Source organism: Pseudomonas sp. CCOS 191, assembly GCF_001007005.1.
In the GTDB taxonomy this organism is placed as follows: Bacteria; Pseudomonadota; Gammaproteobacteria; order Pseudomonadales; family Pseudomonadaceae; genus Aquipseudomonas; species Aquipseudomonas soli.
In genome coordinates, this window is the sequence record NZ_LN847264.1 from 3,936,514 (window position 1) to 3,956,463 (window position 19,950).

The 19,950-nt window shown below is 65.4% G+C and carries 14 protein-coding genes and 1 pseudogene; 10 read left to right on the top strand and 5 right to left on the bottom strand.

Going from position 1 to position 19,950, the window contains the following annotated elements; all coding sequences use genetic code 11:
• Positions 1 to 77 precede the first annotated feature (77 nt).
• Genes glgB through CCOS191_RS17410 form a run of 3 tightly spaced genes read right to left on the bottom strand, consistent with a single transcriptional unit; the run spans position 78 to position 7,673 of the window.
• Entirely contained in the window at positions 78 to 2,288 is a 2,211-nt protein-coding gene (gene glgB / locus CCOS191_RS17400; protein ID WP_046856290.1) for a 1,4-alpha-glucan branching protein GlgB, read from the bottom strand.
• Positions 2,289 to 5,606: a maltose alpha-D-glucosyltransferase gene (gene treS / locus CCOS191_RS17405; RefSeq protein ID WP_046856291.1), complete on the bottom strand. Its 3,318-nt coding sequence runs from the start codon at positions 5,604 to 5,606 to the stop codon at positions 2,289 to 2,291. It lies immediately after the preceding gene.
• A gap of 48 nt (positions 5,607 to 5,654) precedes the next feature.
• Positions 5,655 to 7,673 (bottom strand): alpha-1,4-glucan--maltose-1-phosphate maltosyltransferase, encoded by a 2,019-nt coding sequence (locus tag CCOS191_RS17410; RefSeq protein WP_046856292.1) that lies wholly within the window; start codon positions 7,671 to 7,673, stop codon positions 5,655 to 5,657.
• A 139-nt stretch (positions 7,674 to 7,812) separates the two neighbouring features.
• Between CCOS191_RS17410 and CCOS191_RS28230 the strand changes: the two genes are divergently transcribed.
• Complete coding sequence (locus CCOS191_RS28230; protein ID WP_167388392.1) at positions 7,813 to 7,974, top strand: hypothetical protein; 162 nt, start codon at positions 7,813 to 7,815, stop codon at positions 7,972 to 7,974.
• Between the two features lie 162 nt (positions 7,975 to 8,136).
• The gene (locus CCOS191_RS17415; protein ID WP_046856293.1) at positions 8,137 to 8,397 is read left to right on the top strand and encodes an acyl carrier protein; all 261 of its coding nucleotides are present in this window, start codon (positions 8,137 to 8,139) and stop codon (positions 8,395 to 8,397) included.
• Here the strand turns inward: CCOS191_RS17415 and CCOS191_RS17420 are convergent.
• Positions 8,372 to 10,042, bottom strand: a complete 1,671-nt coding sequence (locus CCOS191_RS17420; RefSeq protein ID WP_046856294.1) for an AMP-binding protein — start codon at positions 10,040 to 10,042, stop codon at positions 8,372 to 8,374. The genes CCOS191_RS17415 and CCOS191_RS17420 overlap by 26 nt on opposite strands.
• 311 nt (positions 10,043 to 10,353) lie before the next feature.
• On the opposite strand from CCOS191_RS17420, the gene CCOS191_RS17430 reads away from it, so the two are divergent.
• From CCOS191_RS17430 to CCOS191_RS17445, 4 genes are read left to right on the top strand one after another with little or no spacing between them, the layout of a single operon-like run.
• On the top strand, positions 10,354 to 11,517 hold the full coding sequence (locus CCOS191_RS17430; RefSeq protein ID WP_023631987.1) for an isovaleryl-CoA dehydrogenase: 1,164 nt from the start codon (positions 10,354 to 10,356) through the stop codon (positions 11,515 to 11,517).
• 19 nt (positions 11,518 to 11,536) lie between these two features.
• A complete protein-coding gene (locus CCOS191_RS17435) occupies positions 11,537 to 13,144 on the top strand; it encodes a carboxyl transferase domain-containing protein (RefSeq protein WP_046856296.1) in 1,608 nt (535 codons plus the stop codon).
• Positions 13,145 to 13,147: 3 nt separating this feature from the next.
• A complete protein-coding gene (locus tag CCOS191_RS17440; RefSeq protein ID WP_038705777.1) occupies positions 13,148 to 13,957 on the top strand; it encodes a gamma-carboxygeranoyl-CoA hydratase in 810 nt (269 codons plus the stop codon).
• On the top strand, positions 13,954 to 15,909 hold the full coding sequence (locus CCOS191_RS17445; RefSeq protein ID WP_046856297.1) for an acetyl/propionyl/methylcrotonyl-CoA carboxylase subunit alpha: 1,956 nt from the start codon (positions 13,954 to 13,956) through the stop codon (positions 15,907 to 15,909). The genes CCOS191_RS17440 and CCOS191_RS17445 overlap by 4 nt, the downstream gene beginning before the upstream one ends.
• 341 nt (positions 15,910 to 16,250) lie before the next feature.
• On the opposite strand, the gene CCOS191_RS17450 is transcribed toward CCOS191_RS17445, so the two are convergent.
• The gene (locus tag CCOS191_RS17450) at positions 16,251 to 16,958 is read right to left on the bottom strand and encodes a S24 family peptidase (RefSeq protein ID WP_046857845.1); all 708 of its coding nucleotides are present in this window, start codon (positions 16,956 to 16,958) and stop codon (positions 16,251 to 16,253) included.
• Between the two features lie 89 nt (positions 16,959 to 17,047).
• Between CCOS191_RS17450 and CCOS191_RS17455 the strand changes: the two genes are divergently transcribed.
• From CCOS191_RS17455 to CCOS191_RS17465, 4 genes and pseudogenes are all read left to right on the top strand, one after another.
• The gene (locus CCOS191_RS17455; protein WP_046856298.1) at positions 17,048 to 17,362 is read left to right on the top strand and encodes a DUF6124 family protein; all 315 of its coding nucleotides are present in this window, start codon (positions 17,048 to 17,050) and stop codon (positions 17,360 to 17,362) included.
• Between the two features lie 250 nt (positions 17,363 to 17,612).
• Positions 17,613 to 17,741 (top strand): annotated as a pseudogene (locus CCOS191_RS28040) (DUF6124 family protein); the annotation flags it as partial.
• Positions 17,742 to 18,172: 431 nt separating this feature from the next.
• Positions 18,173 to 18,688 carry a DUF4880 domain-containing protein gene (locus CCOS191_RS17460; RefSeq protein ID WP_046857846.1) on the top strand — a complete coding sequence of 172 codons (516 nt, stop codon included), beginning with the start codon at positions 18,173 to 18,175 and terminating at the stop codon, positions 18,686 to 18,688.
• Between the two features lie 103 nt (positions 18,689 to 18,791).
• The gene (locus tag CCOS191_RS17465) at positions 18,792 to 19,940 is read left to right on the top strand and encodes a M14 family metallopeptidase (protein ID WP_046856299.1); all 1,149 of its coding nucleotides are present in this window, start codon (positions 18,792 to 18,794) and stop codon (positions 19,938 to 19,940) included.
• The last annotated feature ends 10 nt before the right edge of the window (positions 19,941 to 19,950 follow it).

The window sequence follows — 19,950 nt, forward strand, 5'->3', positions numbered from 1 at the left end:
CCGGCAAGCCGGCTCCCACAGGGATAGCACTCTGTGGGAGCCGGCTTGCCGGCGATGAGGCCAGGACAGTCGACACATCAGGCCGGCTTCATCACCAATACTCCCAACGGCGGCAGGTTCAGCGCCAGCGACAATGGCTGGCCATGGCTGGGGAGCTCATCGGCCACCACCGCCCCGAGATTGCCGACATTCGACCCGGCATACAGCTCGGCGTCGCTGTTGAGCAGTTCCACCCAGTGCTCGCCAAACGGCACGCCGATGCGGTAGCCCTCGCGCGGTACCGGGGTGAAGTTGGCCACCACCAGCAACGGCTCGCCCTGGCTGCTCCAGCGCAACCAGGCATACACACTGTTGTGCGCATCGTCACCGATCAGCCACTGGAAACCCTGGGGCTGGCAGTCCTGCTCGTGCAGCGCGGGCAGGTCGCGGTACAGGCGGTTGAGGTCGGCCACCAGCTTCTGCACGCCCTGGTGCTCGGAGTACTGCAGCAGGTACCAGTCCAGCTGCTGGTCGTGGTTCCATTCGCGCCACTGGCCGAACTCGCAGCCCATGAACAGCAGCTTCTTGCCCGGATGGGTCCACATGAACGTCAGGTACGCCCGCAGGTTGGCGAATTTCTGCCAGCGGTCGCCGGGCATCTTGTCGATCAGCGAATGCTTGCCGTGCACCACTTCGTCGTGAGAAATGGGCAGGATGAAGTGCTCGGAATAGGCGTAGATCAGCCCGAAGCTCATCTCGTTGTGGTGATAGGTGCGGTGGATCGGGTCGTTCTGGATGTAGTGCAGGGTGTCGTGCATCCAGCCCATGTTCCACTTGTAGGCGAAGCCCAGGCCGCCCTGCTGCACCGGCTGGCTGACGCCGGGCCAGGCGGTGGATTCCTCGGCGATGATCAGCGCGCCCGGCGCTTCATGGGCGGCGACGCTGTTGAGGTGGCGGATGAAGTCGATGGCCTCGAGGTTCTCGCGCCCGCCGTGGCGGTTGGGCACCCATTCGCCGGCCTTGCGCGAATAGTCGCGGTAGAGCATCGAGGCCACCGCGTCCACGCGCAGGCCGTCGATATGGAAGTGCTTGAGCCAGTGCAGCGCCGAGGCCAACATGAAGCCGCGCACCTCGTTGCGGCCGAGGTTGTAGATCAGCGTATTCCAGTCCTGGTGGAAGCCTTCCAGGGGGTTGTCGTATTCGTACAGGGCGGTGCCGTCGAACCGCGCCAGGCCATGCTCGTCGGTGGGGAAATGCGCCGGCACCCAGTCGAGGATCACACCGATGCCGCCCTGGTGACAGGCGTCGACGAAGAAGGCGAAGTCCTCGGCGCTGCCATAGCGCGAGGTCGGGGCGAACAGCGACAGCGGCTGATAGCCCCAGGAGCCACCGAAGGGGTGCTCCATGATCGGCATCAGCTCGATATGGGTAAAGCCCAGCTCCTGCACGTAAGGCACCAGGCGCTCGGCCAGTTCACGCCAGTTGTAGTAGCGGGCGACCTCGCCGGCGTCGTCCAGCTCGCAGCGCCAGGAGCCGGCGTGCAGCTCGTAGATCGACAGCGGCGCACTGTAGGCGTGGCGCTGGGCCCTGTGTTCCAGCCAATGGCCATCGCGCCATTCGTGGGCCAGGGCGCCGGCCACCTTCGACGCGGTGCTCGGCGGCAGTTCGGTGGCGCGGGCCAGGGGGTCGGCCTTGAGGGGCAGCACGCCGTCCTGGCCGAGCACTTCGAACTTGTAGGTCTCGCCCACGCCGAGGCGCGGCACGAACAGTTCCCACACCCCGGCGCCATGGCGCAGGCGCATGGGGTGGCGACGGCCATCCCAGTTGTTGAATTCGCCCACCACCGACACCCGCCGGGCATTCGGCGCCCAGACCGAAAAGCACACCCCGGCAACCCCATCCACCTCGGTCGGCTGGGCGCCGAAACGCCCGGACAAGTCGCGGTGGTTGCCCTCGGCGAACAGGTACATGTCCATCTCGCCCAACTGCGGGCCGAAGCTGTAGGGGTCCTCGGTGACCTGTTCGCCGCCGGCCCAGCCGATCTGCAGCAGGTAGGGGGCCGCCTGGTCCAGGTGCGCGGTGAACAGCCCGGGCACGCCACCCGGGCGCATCTCGGCGAGTACCCGGCCGTCGTCGCGGGCCAGCACGCGCACGCTCAGGGCACTGGGCAGGAAGGCCCGGATGAACTGGCCGCCCGCACCATCGGGGTGCGGGCCGAGTACGGCGAACGGGTCGGCGTGCTCGGCGCGGGCCAGGGCATCGAGGTCCCGTTGCCGAAGGCCGCCGTTGTCACGCGTGGTTGCATTCATCTATGACTCTCCCCAGGTACTGATCAGTCCATGCAGGCCATGCAAAGGCACGGCCAGCCAACTTGGCCGGTTCTCGGCTTCATAGGTAATTTCGTAGGCGGCCTTCTCCAGGCAGAACAGCTCCAGCGCGGCGCGCTCGCCCTCGGCCTGTTGCCAGGCGTGGGGCATGGCGGCGGTGGCCAACCCGTAGGCTTCGACGAAGGCATGGCGCGACTGGTGCAGGTACTGCCGGGCGACCCGCTGCCGGGCCTGGCGCGCCGCTTCGGAGAGGTCTACCGCCGAGGCGCTGCGCAGGATCATCGCAGCAGCATAGTCGAAGGATCGCAGCACACCGCTGACATCCTTGTACGGGCTGTGCTTGGCCCGGCGTTCGTCCAGCGGCCGCGCCGGCTCGCCCTCGAAATCGATCAGGTAGGCGTCGCCCTGTACCACCAGTACCTGGCCCAGGTGCAGGTCGCCGTGCACCCGCATCAGCAGCCCGCCCTGGGCCTGGCGGGCGAGATTGTCGATATGCTGTTGCAGGCCCTCGCGCTGTTGCTGCAGGTCGTCGACCAAGGCCTGGCTGTCGCTGTCGAGGGTGTCACGGTGTTGGGCGAGCAGGTCGAGGGCATGGCTCAGCTCGGCACTGATCTGGCGGCTCCAACGCTCGCTGTCGCGGGCGTCGCTCGGGCGTGAACGGAACGCTTCGTCGTCGCTCGGCGCGGCCAGCAGCAGGTGCATCTCGCCCAGGCGCTGGCCGAGCAAGGCGGCAAAACCGGTCAGCTCGGCCAGGGCATCAGTGTGCGCCTCCTGCTCAATGCTGGCGGGTTCCATCTGGTCGCGGATCGCCCGTTCCAGGGTGTTCTGCGTCCAGTCCCAGGCATCGCCCTGGTTGCTCAGGTAGCCTTGGGCGATCATCAGCAGGTGCGGCTGCTCGCTGTCGTCCACGCGGCTGACCCAGGCCAGCAACGGAGAGATATTGGCAAAGCCGGCGGCGGTCAGGTAGGCGCTCATTTCCAGCTCCGGGTGAATGCCCGGATTGACCCGGCGAATCAATTTGAGCACCAGGCTGCCACCGACCACCACCGAGCTGTTGGACTGCTCGGCGCTCAGGTAGCGCACCTCGCTCTGCTCATCGAGCTGCAGCGCGGCCAACTGCTCGGTGCTGTGGAAGCGCAACTCGCCCAGGCCATCGCCACAGGCCAACCGCAGGCCGTCCTGACAGCCCTGGAGCACGGCGCGAATGAAGGGTTCGAGCACGAAGGCATCGGTGATCAGCCCCACCTGGCGGCCACGGCGTACCCGCGACAGCGCCAACTGCTGGGGCAGCGCGGCATTGATCTGCTCCTCCGGCAACAGGCCGAAGGGCAGCTGGTAGTGGGTGACCACGCCCTCGCTGTGCACCTCCAGCTCGCCAAGCAGCACCGGCAACGCCGGGGTGGCCATGCGCACGCCATAGCGCAGGCGGACCTGGTCGATCGGCCCTTCCTTGCCGGCGAACCAGCGGCGCTTGGGCAGGTACTGCGGCAGGATCGCTGCCTGCAACGTCTCGCGCGCCGGCGACTCGAGCAGTTCCTCCATGCGCTTGCGCAACACCAGGGTGCTCAGCTCGGGCAGGCCCTCGCTGGGCTGGATATGCCAGCTGGGCATGCGGTCGTGGCTGGCCAGCAGGAACCAGTAGAAGCCGTAGGGTGGCAACGTCAGCAGGAACGGCAGCTGGCCGATGGGCGGGAAGGCGCTGCCGCCAAGCATCTCCACCGGCACCTTGTCGGCGTACTGCGACAGCTCCAGCTCGGCGGCCTGGGCGGCCCGCGAGACGTTGGCCACGCACAGCACGATCTCGACGTTGCCCTCGGCATCGGTGTATTCGCGGATATAGGCCAGCACCCGCCGGTTGCTCGGCGTGAGCATCTTCAGGCTGCCGCGACCGAAGGCCTTCTGCTGCTTGCGCACCGCCAGCAGGCGACGGTTCCAGTTGAGCAACGAATGCGGGTCGTGGGCCTGGGCCTCGACGTTGATCGTCTGGTAGCCGTACAGCGGATCCATGATCGGCGGCAGCACCAGGCGCTGCGGGTCGGCGCGGGAAAAGCCGCCATTGCGGTCCGGCGACCACTGCATGGGAGTGCGCACGCCATCGCGGTCACCCAGGTAGATGTTGTCGCCCATGCCCAGTTCGTCGCCGTAGTACAGCGTCGGCGTGCCGGGCATCGACAGCAGCAGGCTGGTGAGCAGCTCGATACGCCGCCGGTCGCGTTGCAGCAGCGGCGCCAGGCGCCGGCGAATCCCCAGGTTGATGCGGGCGCGGCGGTCCTCGGCGTAGTAGTTCCACAGGTAGTCGCGCTCACGGTCGGTGACCATCTCCAGGGTCAGCTCATCGTGGTTGCGCAGGAAGATCGCCCATTGGCAGTTGGCCGGGATCTCCGGGGTCTGGCGCAGGATGTCGGTGATCGGGAAGCGGTCTTCCATGGCCAGGGCCATGTACATGCGCGGCATCAGCGGGAAGTGGAAGGCCATGTGGCATTCGTCGCCATCGCCCTCGCCGAAGTACGGGCGGGTGTCCTCGGGCCACTGGTTGGCCTCGGCCAGGAGCATGCGGTCGGGGTAATTGGCGTCGATCTCGGCGCGGATCGCCTTGAGCACCACATGGGTCTCGGGGAGGTTCTCGTTGTTGGTGCCGTCGCGCTCGATCAGGTAGGGGATGGCGTCCAGGCGCAGGCCGTCGACACCGATGTCGAGCCAGAAGCGCATCACCCCGATCACCGCCTTGAGCACCTGCGGGTTGTCGAAGTTGAGGTCCGGCTGGTGCGAGTAGAAGCGGTGCCAGAAGTACTGGCCGGCCACCGGGTCCCAGGTCCAGTTGGACTTCTCGGTGTCGAGGAATATGATCCGCGTGCCGTCGTACTTCTGGTCATCGTCCGACCACACGTAGAAGTCCCGGGCCTTGCTGCCAGGCTTGGCATGCCGGGCGCGCTGGAACCAGGGGTGCTGGTCGGAGGTGTGGTTGATGACCAGCTCGGTGATCACCCGCAGGCCGCGCTTGTGCGCCTCGGCGATGAAGCGCCTGGCGTCGGCCATGCTGCCGTAATCCGGGTGCACGGCCTTGTACTCGGCAATGTCGTAGCCGTCGTCGCGCCGTGGCGAGGGGTAGAACGGCAGCAACCAGAGGGTGTTGACGCCCAGTTCGGCGATGTAGTCGAGCTTGCCGATCAGGCCTGCGAAATCGCCGATGCCGTCGTTGTTCGCGTCGAAGAACGATTTCACGTGCAGTTGGTAGATCACCGCGTCCTTGTACCACAGCGGATCGTCGATGAAGGCTGCCGGGCGGGAACGCTTGGCCATTGGGGACTCCTTTGTGTCCGAGGGTTCAGCTTGAAGCCCATCGCGGGGCTAGCGCGATTTCTCGATGCGCCAGATACCGAACGGCTGGTGCCACGGCTCGATGCGCATCCACTGGGTCTTGCCATGCCAGCTCCAGCGCTGGCCGTTCATCAGGTCCTCGCCCTGGGTGTCGGCGCTGTCGTCCAGCCCCAGCTCCCATAGCGGCAACTCGAAGCTGGCCTCCTGGGCGTTGTGCGGGTCGAGGCTGATGGCCACGAGGATGAAGTTGTCGCGCTCGGGGGTGCGCTTGGCGAAGTAGAGAATGTTGTCGTTCCAGCAGTTGAGGAACACCACCCCCAGGTGAGTCTGCAGGGCGCGGTTCTGTCGGCGGATGCGGTTGAGCTGGGCGATCTCGGCAACGATGTTGCCGGGCTGGGTGAAGTCCCGGGGGCGGATCTCGTACTTCTCCGAGTCCAGGTACTCCTCCTTGCCCGGCAGCGGCGTGCCCTCGCACAGTTCGAAGCCCGAATACATGCCCCACAATCCCGAACCCATGGTCGCCAGCGCCGCACGAATGAGAAAGCCCGCCCGCCCGGAGGTCTGCAGGAAGAAGGGGTTGATGTCCGGAGTATTGACGAAGAAATTGGGTCGGTAGCACTGGCTCCACGGCGGCTGGTTGAGCTCCTCGAAGTATTCGCGCAGCTCCTGCTTGGTATTGCGCCAGGTGAAGTAGGTGTAGCTCTGCGCGTAGCCGACCTTGCCCAGGCGCGCCATCATCGCCGGGCGGGTAAAGGCTTCGGCGAGGAATATCACGTCGGGGTGCTGGCTGCGCACATTGGCGATCAGCCATTGCCAGAACGGCAGCGGCTTGGTGTGCGGATTGTCGACGCGGAAGGTCTTCACCCCCTCCTCGACCCAGCCGACCACCACGTCGCGCAGCGCCAGCCACAGGCTCGGCACCGCCTCGGGGGCGTAGAAGTCGACGTTGACGATGTCCTGGTATTTCTTCGGCGGGTTTTCCGCGTAGCGAATGGTGCCGTCGGGGCGCCAGCTGAACCAGCCGGGGTGCTCCTGCAGCCAGGGGTGGTCCTGGGAGCACTGGATGGCGAAGTCCAGGGCGATTTCCAGGCCGTGCTCGGCGGCGGCGGCGACCAGGCGGCGGAAGTCCTCGCGGCTGCCCAGCTGCGGGTGGATGGCATCGTGCCCGCCTTCGGGGCTGCCGATGGCATAAGGGCTTCCGGGGTCGCCGGGCTCGGCCTGCAAGGCGTTGTTGCGGCCCTTGCGGTGCTTCATGCCGATGGGGTGGATCGGCGGGAAATACAGCACGTCGAAGCCCATGTCGCGGATCATCGGCAGGCGCTGGTGCACGTCGTCGAAGGTGCCGTGGCGTTCGGGGTCGTCGGTGACCGACCGGGGGAACAGCTCATACCAGCTGGCAAACTGGGCCGCCTCGCGGTCCACATCCAGCGGGAATTCACGGCTGCGGGTGAGGTAGCTGCGGTGCTCGGCCTCCCCCATCAGGCGTGCAGCGTCGGGGTGCAGCAACAATTTCACCTGTTCATCCACCGGCAAGCCCGGCAAGCGCTGTTGCAACTGTGCCAGTTGCTCGCGCAGCAGGCCGTCGCTGCGTTCGATGCCCTTGCCCAGCAGCAGGCGGCCCTCCTCCAGCTCCAGCTTCACCTCCACGCCAGCGGCATACTTCTTCTCCAGGTCATGGCAATAGGTGGCCCAGGGGTCGATCCAGGCCTCGATGCTGAATAGATGCAGGCCCAGCTCGGCAGGCGTGAAGTCTGCCAGCCATAGGTCGTTGCCCGGTGAATGCATGGCCACACAGTGCCAGCGCCGGCTGTGGGCCTGGCGCCAGTGCAGGGTCACGGCCAGGCGGTCGTGGCCGTCGGTATAGACCTTGGCGCCCACATCGACCTTGTGACCGCGCACGGCCTTGGCGGCGAAGGTGCCGCCGTCGAGCACCGGGCTTGCGTCCTCGATCACGATACGCGGCGCCAGCAGGGCCTGGGACAGGCTGATGGCCTGGTCCGGGTGATCACCTGCCATCGGCACGCTTTCGAACGGCTCGTTACCAGACATCGACCTTGCTCCCCTGGGCTGGTGGCGGTAAGGGTTCAGAGCCGTGCGCAAGCGCGAGGGTTCAAAAAAAATGAGCGCAGGGCGCAGGCTTGGGTCAAAGCCTGCGACACCTCTTCATTCATCCCGCGAGGCCAGGCCCATGAACATTCCCATTCCACCGGAGACACCCGACCCGAACATCGACGACCCGACCTTGCCGCCGCCGGTGCCCGAGGAGGACCCGGACGAGCTGCCGATCAAGCCGACCGTGCCGCCGACGGTGGGCGACCCGCCGAGCCAGGAGCCGCCGGTGAAAGCTTGAGGATAGACAAGACTGCGCAAATCTGACCGCCTTGGCCGGCCTCGTCGCGGGGCCGGCATTCACAGCACAAACCTGGCTCAACCGCACCTGGCATTTCTACCAGTAGCACCTACCCGCAAAGCCACGTACAGAGAAGGCTCACTCTCTGACGATCCTTCCGGCATGCACTCACGCCTCTACATCGCCTTCCACGTGCAATGGATCCTCGCAAGCTTCCTGGAGCAGAGCCTGCACCAGATCCGCCCCGACATCACCCTGGACGAGCTGGGTGCCGACAGCTTCGACCTCGTGGAGCTGCAGGCGATCATGGAGGAAACCTTCGGCATCTTCATCGCCGAGCCCCTGCGGGCCCACGTCACCTTCGCCGAACTGGTCGACCTGATCTACAAGACCATGGCTAACCCCCCAGCTCCTCCACACTGATCTCGCGCATGCGAAACTTCTGCACCTTCCCTGTCACCGTCATCGGGAATTCTTCGACAAAGCGGAAATGCCGTGGCGCCTTGAAATGTGCCAGCCGCGCCTTGCACCACTGCTGCAGCTCATCCGCCGTGGCGCTGTGTCCCGGATGCAGGCGAATCCACGCCACCACCTCCTCGCCGTACTTGCTGCACGGAATCCCCACCACCTGCGCCTCGGCCACCGCCGGGTGGGTGTGGAAGAACTCCTCCAGCTCGCGCGGATAGATGTTCTCGCCACCGCGAATGATCATGTCCTTGTTGCGCCCGACGATGCGCACGTAACCGGCTTCGTCCATCACCGCCAGGTCGCCGCTGTGCATCCAGCCGGCCGGATCGATGGCGTCATGGGTAGCCTGCAGGTTGTCCCAATAGCCGAGCATCACGCTGTAGCCGCGGGTGCACAGCTCGCCGATCTCGCCTTGTGCGACGATACGGCCGTCGGCATCCACCAGCTTGGTCTCCAGGTGCGGCTGGGTGCGGCCCACGGTGGTCACGCGCAGTTCCAGGCCATCGTCGGGGCCGGTCTGCAGCGACACCGGGCTGGTCTCGGTCATGCCGTAGGCGATCTGCACCTCGGCCATGTGCAACTGGTCGATCACTTTGCGCATCACCTCGATCGGGCAAGTGGCGCCGGCCATGATGCCGCTGCGCAGGGTGGAAAGGTCCATGGCCTGGCGCGACGGGTGGTCGAGCATGGCGATGAACATGGTCGGCACGCCATAGAGGATGCTGGCACGCTCCTCGGCCACGGCGCGCAGGGTCAGCTCCGGGTCGAAGGCGTCGTTGGGGTAGATCATGGTGCTGCCGTGGGTGATGCAGCCGAGGTTGGCCATGACCATGCCGAAGCAGTGGTACAACGGCACCGGGATCACCATGCGGTCACACTCGGTCAGGCCCAGGCTCTGGCCGACCATGTAGCCGTTGTTGAGGATGTTGTAGTGGCTCAGGGTCGCGCCCTTCGGCGCGCCGGTGGTGCCGGAGGTGTACTGGATGTTCACCGGCTGGTCGAACTGCAGGCCCTGCTGTCGCGCCTGATAGGCGTCAACCTCGACCGCCCCTGCCCGCCCGGCCAACGCGGCCCAGGGCAGGAAGCCCGAGGGCGGCTCGGCGGCCAGGCTGATCACGCCGCGCAGGTCGGGCAGGCGTTCGCTGGCCAGTTCGCCCAATGCGTGGGTGGCCAGATCCGGCACCAGTTCCTGCACCATCGCGTGGTAGTCAGAGGTCTTGAAGGCACCGGCGCACACCAGCCAGCGGCAGCCGGACTGGCGCAGCACGTATTCCAGCTCACCCACGCGGTAGGCCGGGTTGATGTTGACCAGAATCGCGCCGACCTTGGCCGTGGCCAGCTGCAGGATGCACCACTGGGCGCAGTTGGGCGCCCAGATACCGACCCGCTCGCCCCCCTCCACCCCAAGCGCCATCAGCGCCCGGGCCTGCACATCGACCTCGGCGGCCAGCTCGCGCCAGCTGTAGCGCAGGCCCTGGTGGCGCACCACCAGCGCCTCGCGCTCGCCGTGGCGGGCGACGGTGGCATCGAAGGCCTGGCCGATGGTCAGGGTCAGCAAGGGGTGGTCCTGACGGCCGCGGGTATAGCTTGGTTGAGGCATGGTGATCCCTTCTTGTGGTTGTTCTGGGCATGACTGAAGCAGGCGGCAAATACTCTGGCGCAGATTTACGTTTACGTAAAGGTGATGATCCGATTGACAGCCCCGGAAGGCAGGTTTACGTTAACGTCAACCACGCATCACGACGACCGGACGGGAGCGCGGTTGTGGGAGCGGGCTTGCCCCGCGATGAGGCCGGACCAGGCAACACAGCTGGCCGTTCTGACGGGCATCGCGGGGCAAGCCCGCTCCCACAACCCCGTTTCCGCAAGGTCGCCGTGGTACCCAAATTTCAAGAACAAGAAGGTGCCCACATGCATTACCCCAGCCTGAACTTCGCCCTGGGCGAGACCATCGACATGCTCCGCGACCAGGTGCGCACCTTCGTTGCCGCCGAACTGGCGCCGCGCGCCGCGCAGATCGACCATGACAACCTGTTCCCTGCCGACATGTGGCGCAAGTTCGGCGACATGGGTCTGCTGGGCATCACAGTGCCGGAAGAATACGGCGGCGCCGGCCTGGGCTACCTGGCCCACGTGGTGTCGATGGAAGAAATCAGCCGGGGCTCGGCATCGGTGGCCCTGTCCTACGGCGCCCACTCCAACCTGTGCGTCAACCAGATCAACCGCAACGGCACTCACGAGCAGAAACTCAAATACCTGCCCAAGCTGATCAGCGGCGAGCACATCGGCGCCCTGGCCATGAGCGAGCCCAACGCCGGCTCCGACGTGGTGTCGATGAAACTGCGCGCCGAAAAGCGCGGCGACCGCTACGTGCTCAACGGCAGCAAGACCTGGATCACCAACGGCCCCGACGCCAACACCTACGTGATCTACGCCAAGACCGACCTGGACAAGGGCCCCCACGGCATCACCGCGTTCATCGTCGAGCGCGACTGGAAAGGCTTCAGCCGCAGCAACAAGTTCGACAAGCTCGGCATGCGCGGCTCCAACACCTGCGAGCTGTTCTTCGATGACGTCGAAGTGCCGCAAGAAAACATCCTCGGCCAGCTCAACGGCGGCGTGCGCGTGCTGATGAGCGGCCTGGACTACGAGCGCGTGGTGCTGTCGGGCGGCCCGACCGGCATCATGCAGAGCTGCATGGACCTGGTCGTCCCGTACATCCACGACCGCAAGCAGTTCGGCCAGAGCATCGGCGAGTTCCAGCTGATCCAGGGCAAGATCGCCGACATGTACACCCAGCTCAATGCCAGCCGCGCCTACCTGTACGCCGTGGCCCAGGCCTGCGACCGCGCCGAGACCACTCGCAAGGACGCCGCCGGGGTCATCCTCTACACCGCTGAACGCGCCACGCAGATGGCCCTGGAAGCGATCCAGATCCTCGGCGGCAACGGCTACATCAATGAATTCCCGGCTGGCCGCCTGTTGCGCGACGCCAAGCTGTACGAGATTGGCGCCGGCACCAGCGAGATCCGCCGGATGCTGATCGGCCGCGAACTGTTCAACGAAACCCGCTGAGCATAAGGAACGGGCGCACATGGCTACCCTGCACACCCAGATCAACCCGCGCTCGGCGGAATTCGCCGCCAACAGCGCGACCATGCTCGAACAGGTCCAGGCCCTGCGCGGCCTGCTCGCCCAGGTCAGTCAGGGCGGCGGGCCGAAGGCCCAGGAGCGGCATACCTCGCGGGGCAAGCTGCTGCCTCGCGAGCGTATCGACCGCCTGCTCGACCCGGGCTCGGCGTTCCTCGAGATCGGCCAGCTGGCCGCCCATGAGGTGTACGGCGAAGACGTGCCGGCCGCCGGCGTGATCGCCGGCATTGGCCGCGTCGAAGGCGTGGAATGCATGATCGTGGCCAACGACGCCACGGTCAAAGGCGGCTCCTACTACCCGCTGACCGTGAAGAAGCACCTGCGCGCCCAGACCATCGCCCTGCAGAACCGTCTGCCATGCATCTACCTGGTGGACTCCGGCGGCGCCAACCTGCCGCGCCAGGACGAGGTGTTCCCCGACCGCGAGCACTTCGGGCGGATCTTCTTCAACCAGGCCAACATGAGTGCCCTGGGCATCCCGCAGATCGCCGTGGTGATGGGTTCGTGCACCGCCGGTGGTGCCTACGTGCCGGCCATGGCCGACGAAGCGATCATGGTGCGCCAGCAGGCGACCATCTTCCTCGCAGGCCCCCCCCTGGTGAAGGCCGCAACCGGTGAAGTGGTCAGCGCCGAGGACCTCGGCGGCGCCGACGTGCACTGCCGCACCAGCGGCGTGGCCGACCACTATGCCGACAACGACGAACACGCCCTGGCCATCGCCCGGCGCAGCGTCGCCAACCTCAACTGGCACAAGCAGGGCAAGCTGCAGTGCCAGGCGCCGATTGCACCGCTGTATGGCGCAGAAGAGCTGTACGGCGTGGTTCCGGCAGACGCCAAGCAACCGTTCGACGTGCGCGAGGTGATCGCCCGTCTGGTTGATGGCTCGGTGTTCGATGAGTTCAAGGCGCTGTTCGGCACTACCCTGGTGTGCGGCTTCGCCCACCTGCACGGCTACCCGGTGGCGATCCTGGCCAACAACGGCATCCTCTTTGCCGAAGCCGCGCAAAAAGGCGCGCACTTCATCGAGCTGGCCTGCCAACGCGGCATCCCGCTGCTGTTCCTGCAGAACATCACCGGTTTCATGGTCGGCAAGAAGTACGAGGAAGGCGGCATCGCCAAGCATGGCGCCAAGCTGGTGACCGCGGTGGCCTGCGCCCAGGTGCCGAAGTTCACGGTGATCATCGGCGGCAGCTTCGGCGCCGGCAACTACGGCATGTGCGGCCGCGCCTACGACCCGCGCTTCCTGTGGATGTGGCCCAACGCCCGCATCGGCGTGATGGGCGCCGAGCAGGCGGCCGGCGTGCTGGCCCAGGTCAAGCGCGAGCAGAGCGAGCGCAGCGGCGAGGTGTTCAGCAGCGAAGACGAGAAGAAGCTCAAGCAGCCGATCCTCGACCAGTACGAGCGCCAGGGTCACCCTTACTACTCCAGCGCCCGGCTGTGGGACGACGGTGTCATCGACCCGGCGCAGACCCGCGACGTGCTCGGCCTGGCGTTGTCCGCCGCGCTGAACGCCCCGATCGAACAGAGCCGCTTCGGCATTTTCCGGATGTGACCCATGAGCGAATTCGCCACCCTTGAACTGGTCAAGGACCCTCGCGGCTTCGCCACCCTGTGGCTGAGCCGGGAAGACAAGAACAACGCCTTCAACGCGCAGATGATCCGCGAGCTGATCGTCGCCATCGACCAGCTGGGCGAGGACGCCAGCCTGCGCTTCGTGGTGCTGCGCGGCCGTGGCCGGCACTTCAGTGCCGGCGCGGACCTTGCCTGGATGCAGCAGTCGGCGCAGCTGGACTTCAACACCAACCTGGACGACGCCCATGAGCTGGGCGAACTGATGTACGCCCTGCACCGGCTCAAAGTGCCGACCCTGGCCGTGGTCCAGGGCGCGGCATTTGGCGGCGCGCTGGGGCTGATCAGTTGCTGCGACATGGCCATCGGTGCCGAAGACGCGCAGCTGTGCCTGTCGGAGGTACGCATCGGCCTGGCGCCGGCGGTGATAAGCCCGTTCGTGGTCAAGGCCATCGGCGAGCGCGCCGCCCGCCGCTACGCCCTCACCGCCGAGCGCTTCAGCGGCGTGCGCGCCCGCGACCTGGGCCTGCTGGCCGAGGTGTACCCGGCCGCCGAACTGGACGCCCAGGTCGAGGCCTGGGTCGACAACCTGCTGCACAACAGCCCGCAGGCGCTGCGCGCCACCAAGGACCTGTTGCGCGAAGTGGATGACGGCGAGCTGAGCCCGGCCCTGCGCCGCTACTGCGAGAACACCATCGCCCGCATCCGCGTCAGCGCCGAAGGCCAGGAGGGCCTGCGCGCCTTCCTGGAAAAACGCCGCCCTGCCTGGCAAGACAACAAGGAACCGCGCCCATGAGCCGACCCACGCTGACTACCCTGCTGGTCGCCAACCGCGGCGAGATCGCCTGCCGGGTGATGCGCACCGCCAAGGCCATGGGCCTGACCACCGTGGCCGTGCACAGCGCCACCGACCGCGACGCGCGCCACAGCCGCGAGGCTGATATCCGCGTCGACCTCGGTGGCAGCAAGGCCGCCGACAGCTACCTGGTGATCGACAAGCTGCTCGCCGCTGCCAAGGCCAGCGGCGCCCAGGCGATCCACCCGGGCTATGGCTTCCTGTCCGAAAACGCCGGTTTCGCCCGCGCCATCGAACAGGCCGGGCTGATCTTCCTCGGCCCGCCGGCCAGCGCCATCGACGCCATGGGCAGCAAGTCGGCGGCCAAGGCGCTGATGGAAGCCGCCGGGGTGCCGCTGGTGCCGGGCTACCACGGTGAGGCCCAGGATCTGGAGACTTTCCGCGCCGCCGCCGAGCGCATCGGCTACCCGGTGCTGCTCAAGGCCAGCGCCGGCGGTGGCGGCAAGGGCATGAAGGTGGTCGAGGAGGAAAGCCAGCTGGCCGACGCCCTGGCCTCGGCGCAGCGCGAGGCGCAGTCGTCGTTCGGCGATGCGCGGATGCTGGTCGAGAAATACGTGCTCAAGCCGCGCCACGTGGAGATCCAGGTGTTCGCCGACCAGCATGGCAACTGCCTGTACCTCAACGAACGCGACTGCTCGATCCAGCGCCGCCATCAGAAAGTGGTCGAGGAAGCCCCGGCGCCGGGCCTGTCCCCCGAGCTGCGCAAGGCCATGGGCGAGGCTGCGGTACGCGCCGCCCAGGCCATCGGATATGTGGGCGCCGGTACCGTGGAGTTCCTGCTCGATGCCCGCGGCGAGTTCTTCTTCATGGAGATGAACACTCGGCTGCAGGTGGAGCATCCGGTCACCGAGGCCATCACCGGGCTTGACCTGGTGGCCTGGCAGATCCGCGTGGCCTGCGGTGAGCCACTGCCTTTGACTCAAGAGCAGGTGCCGCTGATCGGCCATGCCATCGAGGTGCGGCTGTACGCGGAGGATCCGGCCAACGAATTCCTCCCGGCCACCGGCACCCTGGCGCTGTACCGCGAGTCGGCGCCGGGCGAAGGCCGTCGGGTGGACAGCGGTGTCAGCGAGGGCGATGTGGTATCGCCGTTCTACGACCCGATGCTGGGCAAGCTGATCGCCTGGGGACAGGACCGCGAGCAAGCGCGCCTGCGACTGCTGGCGATGCTCGATGAGTTCGCCATTGGCGGGCTGAAGACCAACATTGCCTTCCTGCGCCGCATCCTGGCGCACCCGGCGTTTGCCGAAGCGGAGCTGGACACCGGGTTCATCCCGCGTCACCAGGATGTGTTGCTACCCCCGCCACAGGCGCTGCCGGCGCAATTCTGGGAGGCCGCCGCCGAAGCCTGGCTGCAAGGTGAGCCGGCACAACTGCGCCAGGACGACCCCGCCTCGCCCTGGACCTTGCGCGATGGCCTGCGCCTGGGGCTGCCGGCACGCAGCAGCCTGCACCTGCAATGCGACGGGCATGAGCAGGCGGTGGCGCTGGAGCGTAGTGCGCCTTCGACGTATCGCCTGGAGGGTGAGCAACTGTGCCATGAGCAGGACGGCCTGCGTCGTCGTTACCTGGCGGTTCGCCGGGGCGGCACGCTGTACCTGCAGTGGCAGGGCGAATTGCACGCAGTCGGTGCCCATGATCCGATCGCTGCGGCCGAGGCCAGCCACAGCCACCAGGGCGGGCTGGGTGCGCCGATGAACGGCAGTATCGTGCGGGTGCTGGTGGAGCCGGGGCAGGTGGTCGAGGCCGGTACCGCGCTGGTGGTACTGGAGGCGATGAAGATGGAGCACAGCATCCGGGCGCCACATGATGGGACGGTGAAGGCGCTGTTCTGCCAGGAGGGGGATATGGTCAGCGAGGGGACAGTGCTGGTCGAGCTGGAGGAGGCGTAACGGCGGCAATGTGTTCGCCGAAAGGGTTGTTTCGCCTATGAAATCGAGCGCCGCCCGCGCGGCGCATCGCGGATGAATCCGCTCCTACATTTGTTGCAACGTGGCCATGCCTGATAGGCCATGGTTGTAAGCCTTGTGCGCTCGACGCGATTTCTCGGTGGGCACTGCTGCCGCTCCACCTGTCTCAAGCCCTGCGCCAAGGCTGGCAACCATGGCCTGACAGGTTCGGTACGTTGCAACAAATGTAGGAGCGGATTCATCCGCGATGCGCCGCGCGGGCGGCGCTCGATCTCAAGAGCGCTGCAAGGCTACCGTCTGGCCCCTCTCGGCCCCAACGCGATCTAAAGCACCCCGTGCATCCGCACAACGACCCCGAGAAACTCGCAGCCGTCCTCGCACACCAAGGTCGGATAAGTATTGTTGAGCGCCTTCAAATACCGCTGCCCACCCTCCTCGGTCAGCTGCCGAAAGATCGCGGACTTGCCAGGCAGCCGGGCAATCACCAGACGCCCCGGCTCTACGGCCACGCCGTCATCGACCAGGATTCGAACCCCCTCGGGCACGCTCCTGCCGCTGGCCGCACTCATGGTGTCGTTCTCGACCCTCAGCCAGAACGCCTTGCCTTGGGCCAGGTAGTCGGTCTGTTCGAAGACATCGGATGCCTCCCCCTGCTCCTGACCCAACGCGGCCCAATCACGCACCGGATAGCGGAAACATACGAAGTATTTCGCCAGCCCGTCGTCATCGTCCTCTTCCTCGAGGCCGTAACGCGCCGGCTCCTCACCCACCTGCCCCAACACACGCAGCTGCATGCTGACCTGGTAATGCGGCATGCCCAGCTCGATGAACGTACGGTTCATCGAGTCGACCCGAGGCTGACGGCGCTTCTTCAGCCAATGGCCGATGCTGCCTTGGGAAACCCCAACGCGTTCGGCAAGCTGCTCCTGGGAGATATCGAGCTCCTCGATCCGTTCCCGAACCAGGGCTATCCATTTGTCCATATTCATCGCAGGCACGATACGGACTGACTCCTTGCGTTCAATACACATCAAGTAGTATTTGCCAAAACACATTTAAATACTTTAGGTATTAGAATCGAGCTTCACCTTTCACCTACTGGTATTCGCAGGTAATCAGGATGAACATCTCGAAAGAAACGGAAACAGATCTCGACGAAGAAGCAGCCCGCCGCGCCCTCGATTTCTACCTCAACCCCACCCCCACGCCCCGCGACCTGGAGCGTTCACTGTGGACCCTGCGCGAAGGCGTCAGCGACGCCCAGGCCAGCGAGCACGCCATGGCCCTGCTGCGCTGCGCCTCGGCCACGGCACAGGAAACTGGCAACCATCTGCAGGGCACGACACGGGAAGTGGTGTTTGCGCTGATGCACATGATCAACATGGCCCGCGCCCTGCTGGAGCAGCGCCACGCCACGGAAAAGGCATCGATCTGAAGGGAGAACTGTGAGCAGGCGCTGGATTTGGCACCAACGCGATATTTGGCACTTCTGATAAATCAGAGAAAAATCAATATGTTGTGCTATTTTTCGGTGCCAAAGGCTGCGCTAAGGAAAATGGGGATTTTCTTCATTCTTACGCATTTTTGCAGGCTATTTGGCATTCAAAATCGTCTCTAGCCCGCATGTTTACTGGGGATGCCAAAGACAGCGCTTCACAGTGCCAAATCCACCGCCTCCTCACACCACGGCACAGGAAACCGGCAACCATCTGCAGGGCACGACACGGGAAGTGGTGTTTGCGCTGATGCACATGATCAACATGGCCCGCGCCCTGCTGGAGCAGCACCACGCCACGGAAAAGGCATCGATCTGAAGGGAGAACGTGATAGCCGACGAACGGCAAAAGCCCCGATTGCCGGGGACGAGGAGTGCGTCAGGAATATTTTTTTAGCCGATCGCTGAAAAATCATTTGACTGGCAAATGATAACGATTATTATTGCACTCAGCAGGTCGCGAGACCCGCTGGATAACCTGCAACGTCCTCAGGTCGGACGCTCAGATTATCTCCTCATCAGGCTAATCACGGTTTTTGACCCGGCTTTTTGCCGGGTCATTTTTTTTGGCTCTTCAGGCTAATGAAGATCGTTTAATGGCCGCGATGATAGCAAAAGTGTGTCAGCACGTGAATGCTCATTACAAATCTTTGCGGAATCAGCACTTGAGAATCAATCTCGTTTAACCTAAGCTGGCTCCGCATCAAGGAAGATGCCCCCACCCCTTTCCTTATGAGCAAGGAGCTGTCCATGACCCGCCTGCTGCTGCCCCTCGAGCACGACCCGCGCCCTGCCGAACTGCACGCTGAAGACGCGCTGCTGCATGCACTCAAGCGCTTGCCGCGCCGGGTCCAGCAAGTCTTCCTGCTCAACCGCCTCGACCAGCAGAGCTTCGCCGCCATCGCCGAACGCCTGGACCTGCCACTGATCAGCATCGAGCGCCACATGAACCAGGCCCTGCAGACCGCCCGCGCCCCCGGCGACGCGCTGGCCAGCATCGCCGGCCAATGGTATGTGCGCCTGCAAAGCCCGCAGGTGACCTCCAGCGAACGCATCGATTTCCGCCGCTGGCTGGATGCTGACCCCGACCACCTGCGCGCCTTCCACGAAACCGAACTGCGCTGGCGCAGCCTGCTCGCCCCGGCGCGGCAATTAGGCCATGACGGCTGGTACCGGCAAGGGCGCGCGGCGCTGTCGCTGGGCGGCTGTTCGATTGCCGTCGGGCTTGGTGTTGCTGCGCTTGTGGCGCTGGGGCTGTTGACCTGATTCACAGGGGTGGACTGATCCACGACTGCGTCAATTAACCTGCGCACCCGCACCACCAGGCGGTGTAGAGTACGGTCACAACAACGCCAACAGGAGGCTGGCAATGACCGTGACGCTCTCCCCGCTGCACATCGACTGCGATTTCGACTCCGGCAACATCCTGGTCCTGGACGCCAGCGACCCTGCGCACGTCCACCTGAACATCCGCAAGGACAGTCACAGCGACCACTTCCAGTGGTTCCATTTCAAGGCCAGCGGCCTGACTCCGGGCCAGGTCCATCGCTTCAGCCTGGACAACGCCCACCAGTCCTCCTACAAGAACGCCTGGACCGGCTACCACGCCGTGGCCTCGTACGACCAGCAGACCTGGTTCCGCGTGCCCAGCCAGTTCGACGGCAAGGCCCTGAACTTCGACTTCAAGGCCGAACAGCCACAAGCCTGGTTCGCCTACTTCGAGCCTTACCCCCGTGCGCGCCACAACCAGTTGATCGAGCGTGCCAAACAGATCCCCGGCGTCGAACTGCTGGCCAGCGGGCGCAGCGTGCAGGGGCGGGATATCCCGCTGCTGCGCGCAGGCAACGGCACGGATGGCAAGCGCAAGCTGTGGATCATCGCCCAGCAGCACCCGGGCGAGCACATGGCCGAATGGTTCATGGAAGGTGTGATCGACGCCCTCGAAGCCAATGGCCCGGTCATCCAGCAACTGCTGGCCAAGGCCGACCTGTACCTGATCCCGAACATGAACCCGGACGGTGCCTTCCTCGGACACCTGCGCACCAACTTCAAGGGCAAGGACCTCAACCGCGCCTGGCAGGACGCCAGCGTCGAGCTGAGCCCCGAGGTGTTCTTCGCCCAGAGCCAGATGAAGCTGCATGGCGTGGACGCGTTCATCGATGCCCATGGCGACGAGGAGATCCCCCATGTGTTCACTGCGGCCTGCGAGGGCAACCCCGGCTACACGCCGCGCATCGCCAAACTGGAAGAGCAGTTCCGCAGCACCCTGTGCAGCCTGACACCAGACTTCCAGACGAAGTACGGCTATACCCGCGACGAACCGGGCCAGGCCAACATGACCCTGGCCTGCAATGCCGTGGGCCAGGCTCACGACTGCCTGTCGCTGACCCTGGAGATGCCGTTCAAGGACCACGACGATGCGCCGAATCAGCGCACCGGGTGGTCGGGTGAGCGCTCCAAGGCGCTGGCCGGGGCGGTGCTTGAGACGTTGCTGAAGATGGTCGGCGATCTGCGCTGAGCTACGCCAG

Bases quoted from the DNA above. Each gene is read 5' to 3' on its own strand.
- CCOS191_RS17435 (WP_046856296.1), top strand. From the start codon at position 11,537: ATGGCTACCCTGCACACCCAGATCAACCCGCGCTCGGCGGAATTCGCC.
- CCOS191_RS28230 (WP_167388392.1), top strand. From the start codon at position 7,813: ATGAACATTCCCATTCCACCGGAGACACCCGACCCGAACATCGACGAC.
- CCOS191_RS17420 (WP_046856294.1), bottom strand. From the start codon at position 10,042: ATGCCTCAACCAAGCTATACCCGCGGCCGTCAGGACCACCCCTTGCTG.
- CCOS191_RS17415 (WP_046856293.1), top strand. From the start codon at position 8,137: ATGCACTCACGCCTCTACATCGCCTTCCACGTGCAATGGATCCTCGCA.
- CCOS191_RS17465 (WP_046856299.1), top strand. From the start codon at position 18,792: ATGACCGTGACGCTCTCCCCGCTGCACATCGACTGCGATTTCGACTCC.
- CCOS191_RS17455 (WP_046856298.1), top strand. From the start codon at position 17,048: ATGAACATCTCGAAAGAAACGGAAACAGATCTCGACGAAGAAGCAGCC.
- glgB (WP_046856290.1), bottom strand. From the start codon at position 2,288: ATGAATGCAACCACGCGTGACAACGGCGGCCTTCGGCAACGGGACCTC.
- CCOS191_RS17440 (WP_038705777.1), top strand. From the start codon at position 13,148: ATGAGCGAATTCGCCACCCTTGAACTGGTCAAGGACCCTCGCGGCTTC.
- CCOS191_RS17430 (WP_023631987.1), top strand. From the start codon at position 10,354: ATGCATTACCCCAGCCTGAACTTCGCCCTGGGCGAGACCATCGACATG.
- treS (WP_046856291.1), bottom strand. From the start codon at position 5,606: ATGGCCAAGCGTTCCCGCCCGGCAGCCTTCATCGACGATCCGCTGTGG.
- CCOS191_RS17410 (WP_046856292.1), bottom strand. From the start codon at position 7,673: ATGTCTGGTAACGAGCCGTTCGAAAGCGTGCCGATGGCAGGTGATCAC.
- CCOS191_RS17460 (WP_046857846.1), top strand. From the start codon at position 18,173: ATGACCCGCCTGCTGCTGCCCCTCGAGCACGACCCGCGCCCTGCCGAA.
- CCOS191_RS17445 (WP_046856297.1), top strand. From the start codon at position 13,954: ATGAGCCGACCCACGCTGACTACCCTGCTGGTCGCCAACCGCGGCGAG.
- CCOS191_RS17450 (WP_046857845.1), bottom strand. From the start codon at position 16,958: ATGTGTATTGAACGCAAGGAGTCAGTCCGTATCGTGCCTGCGATGAAT.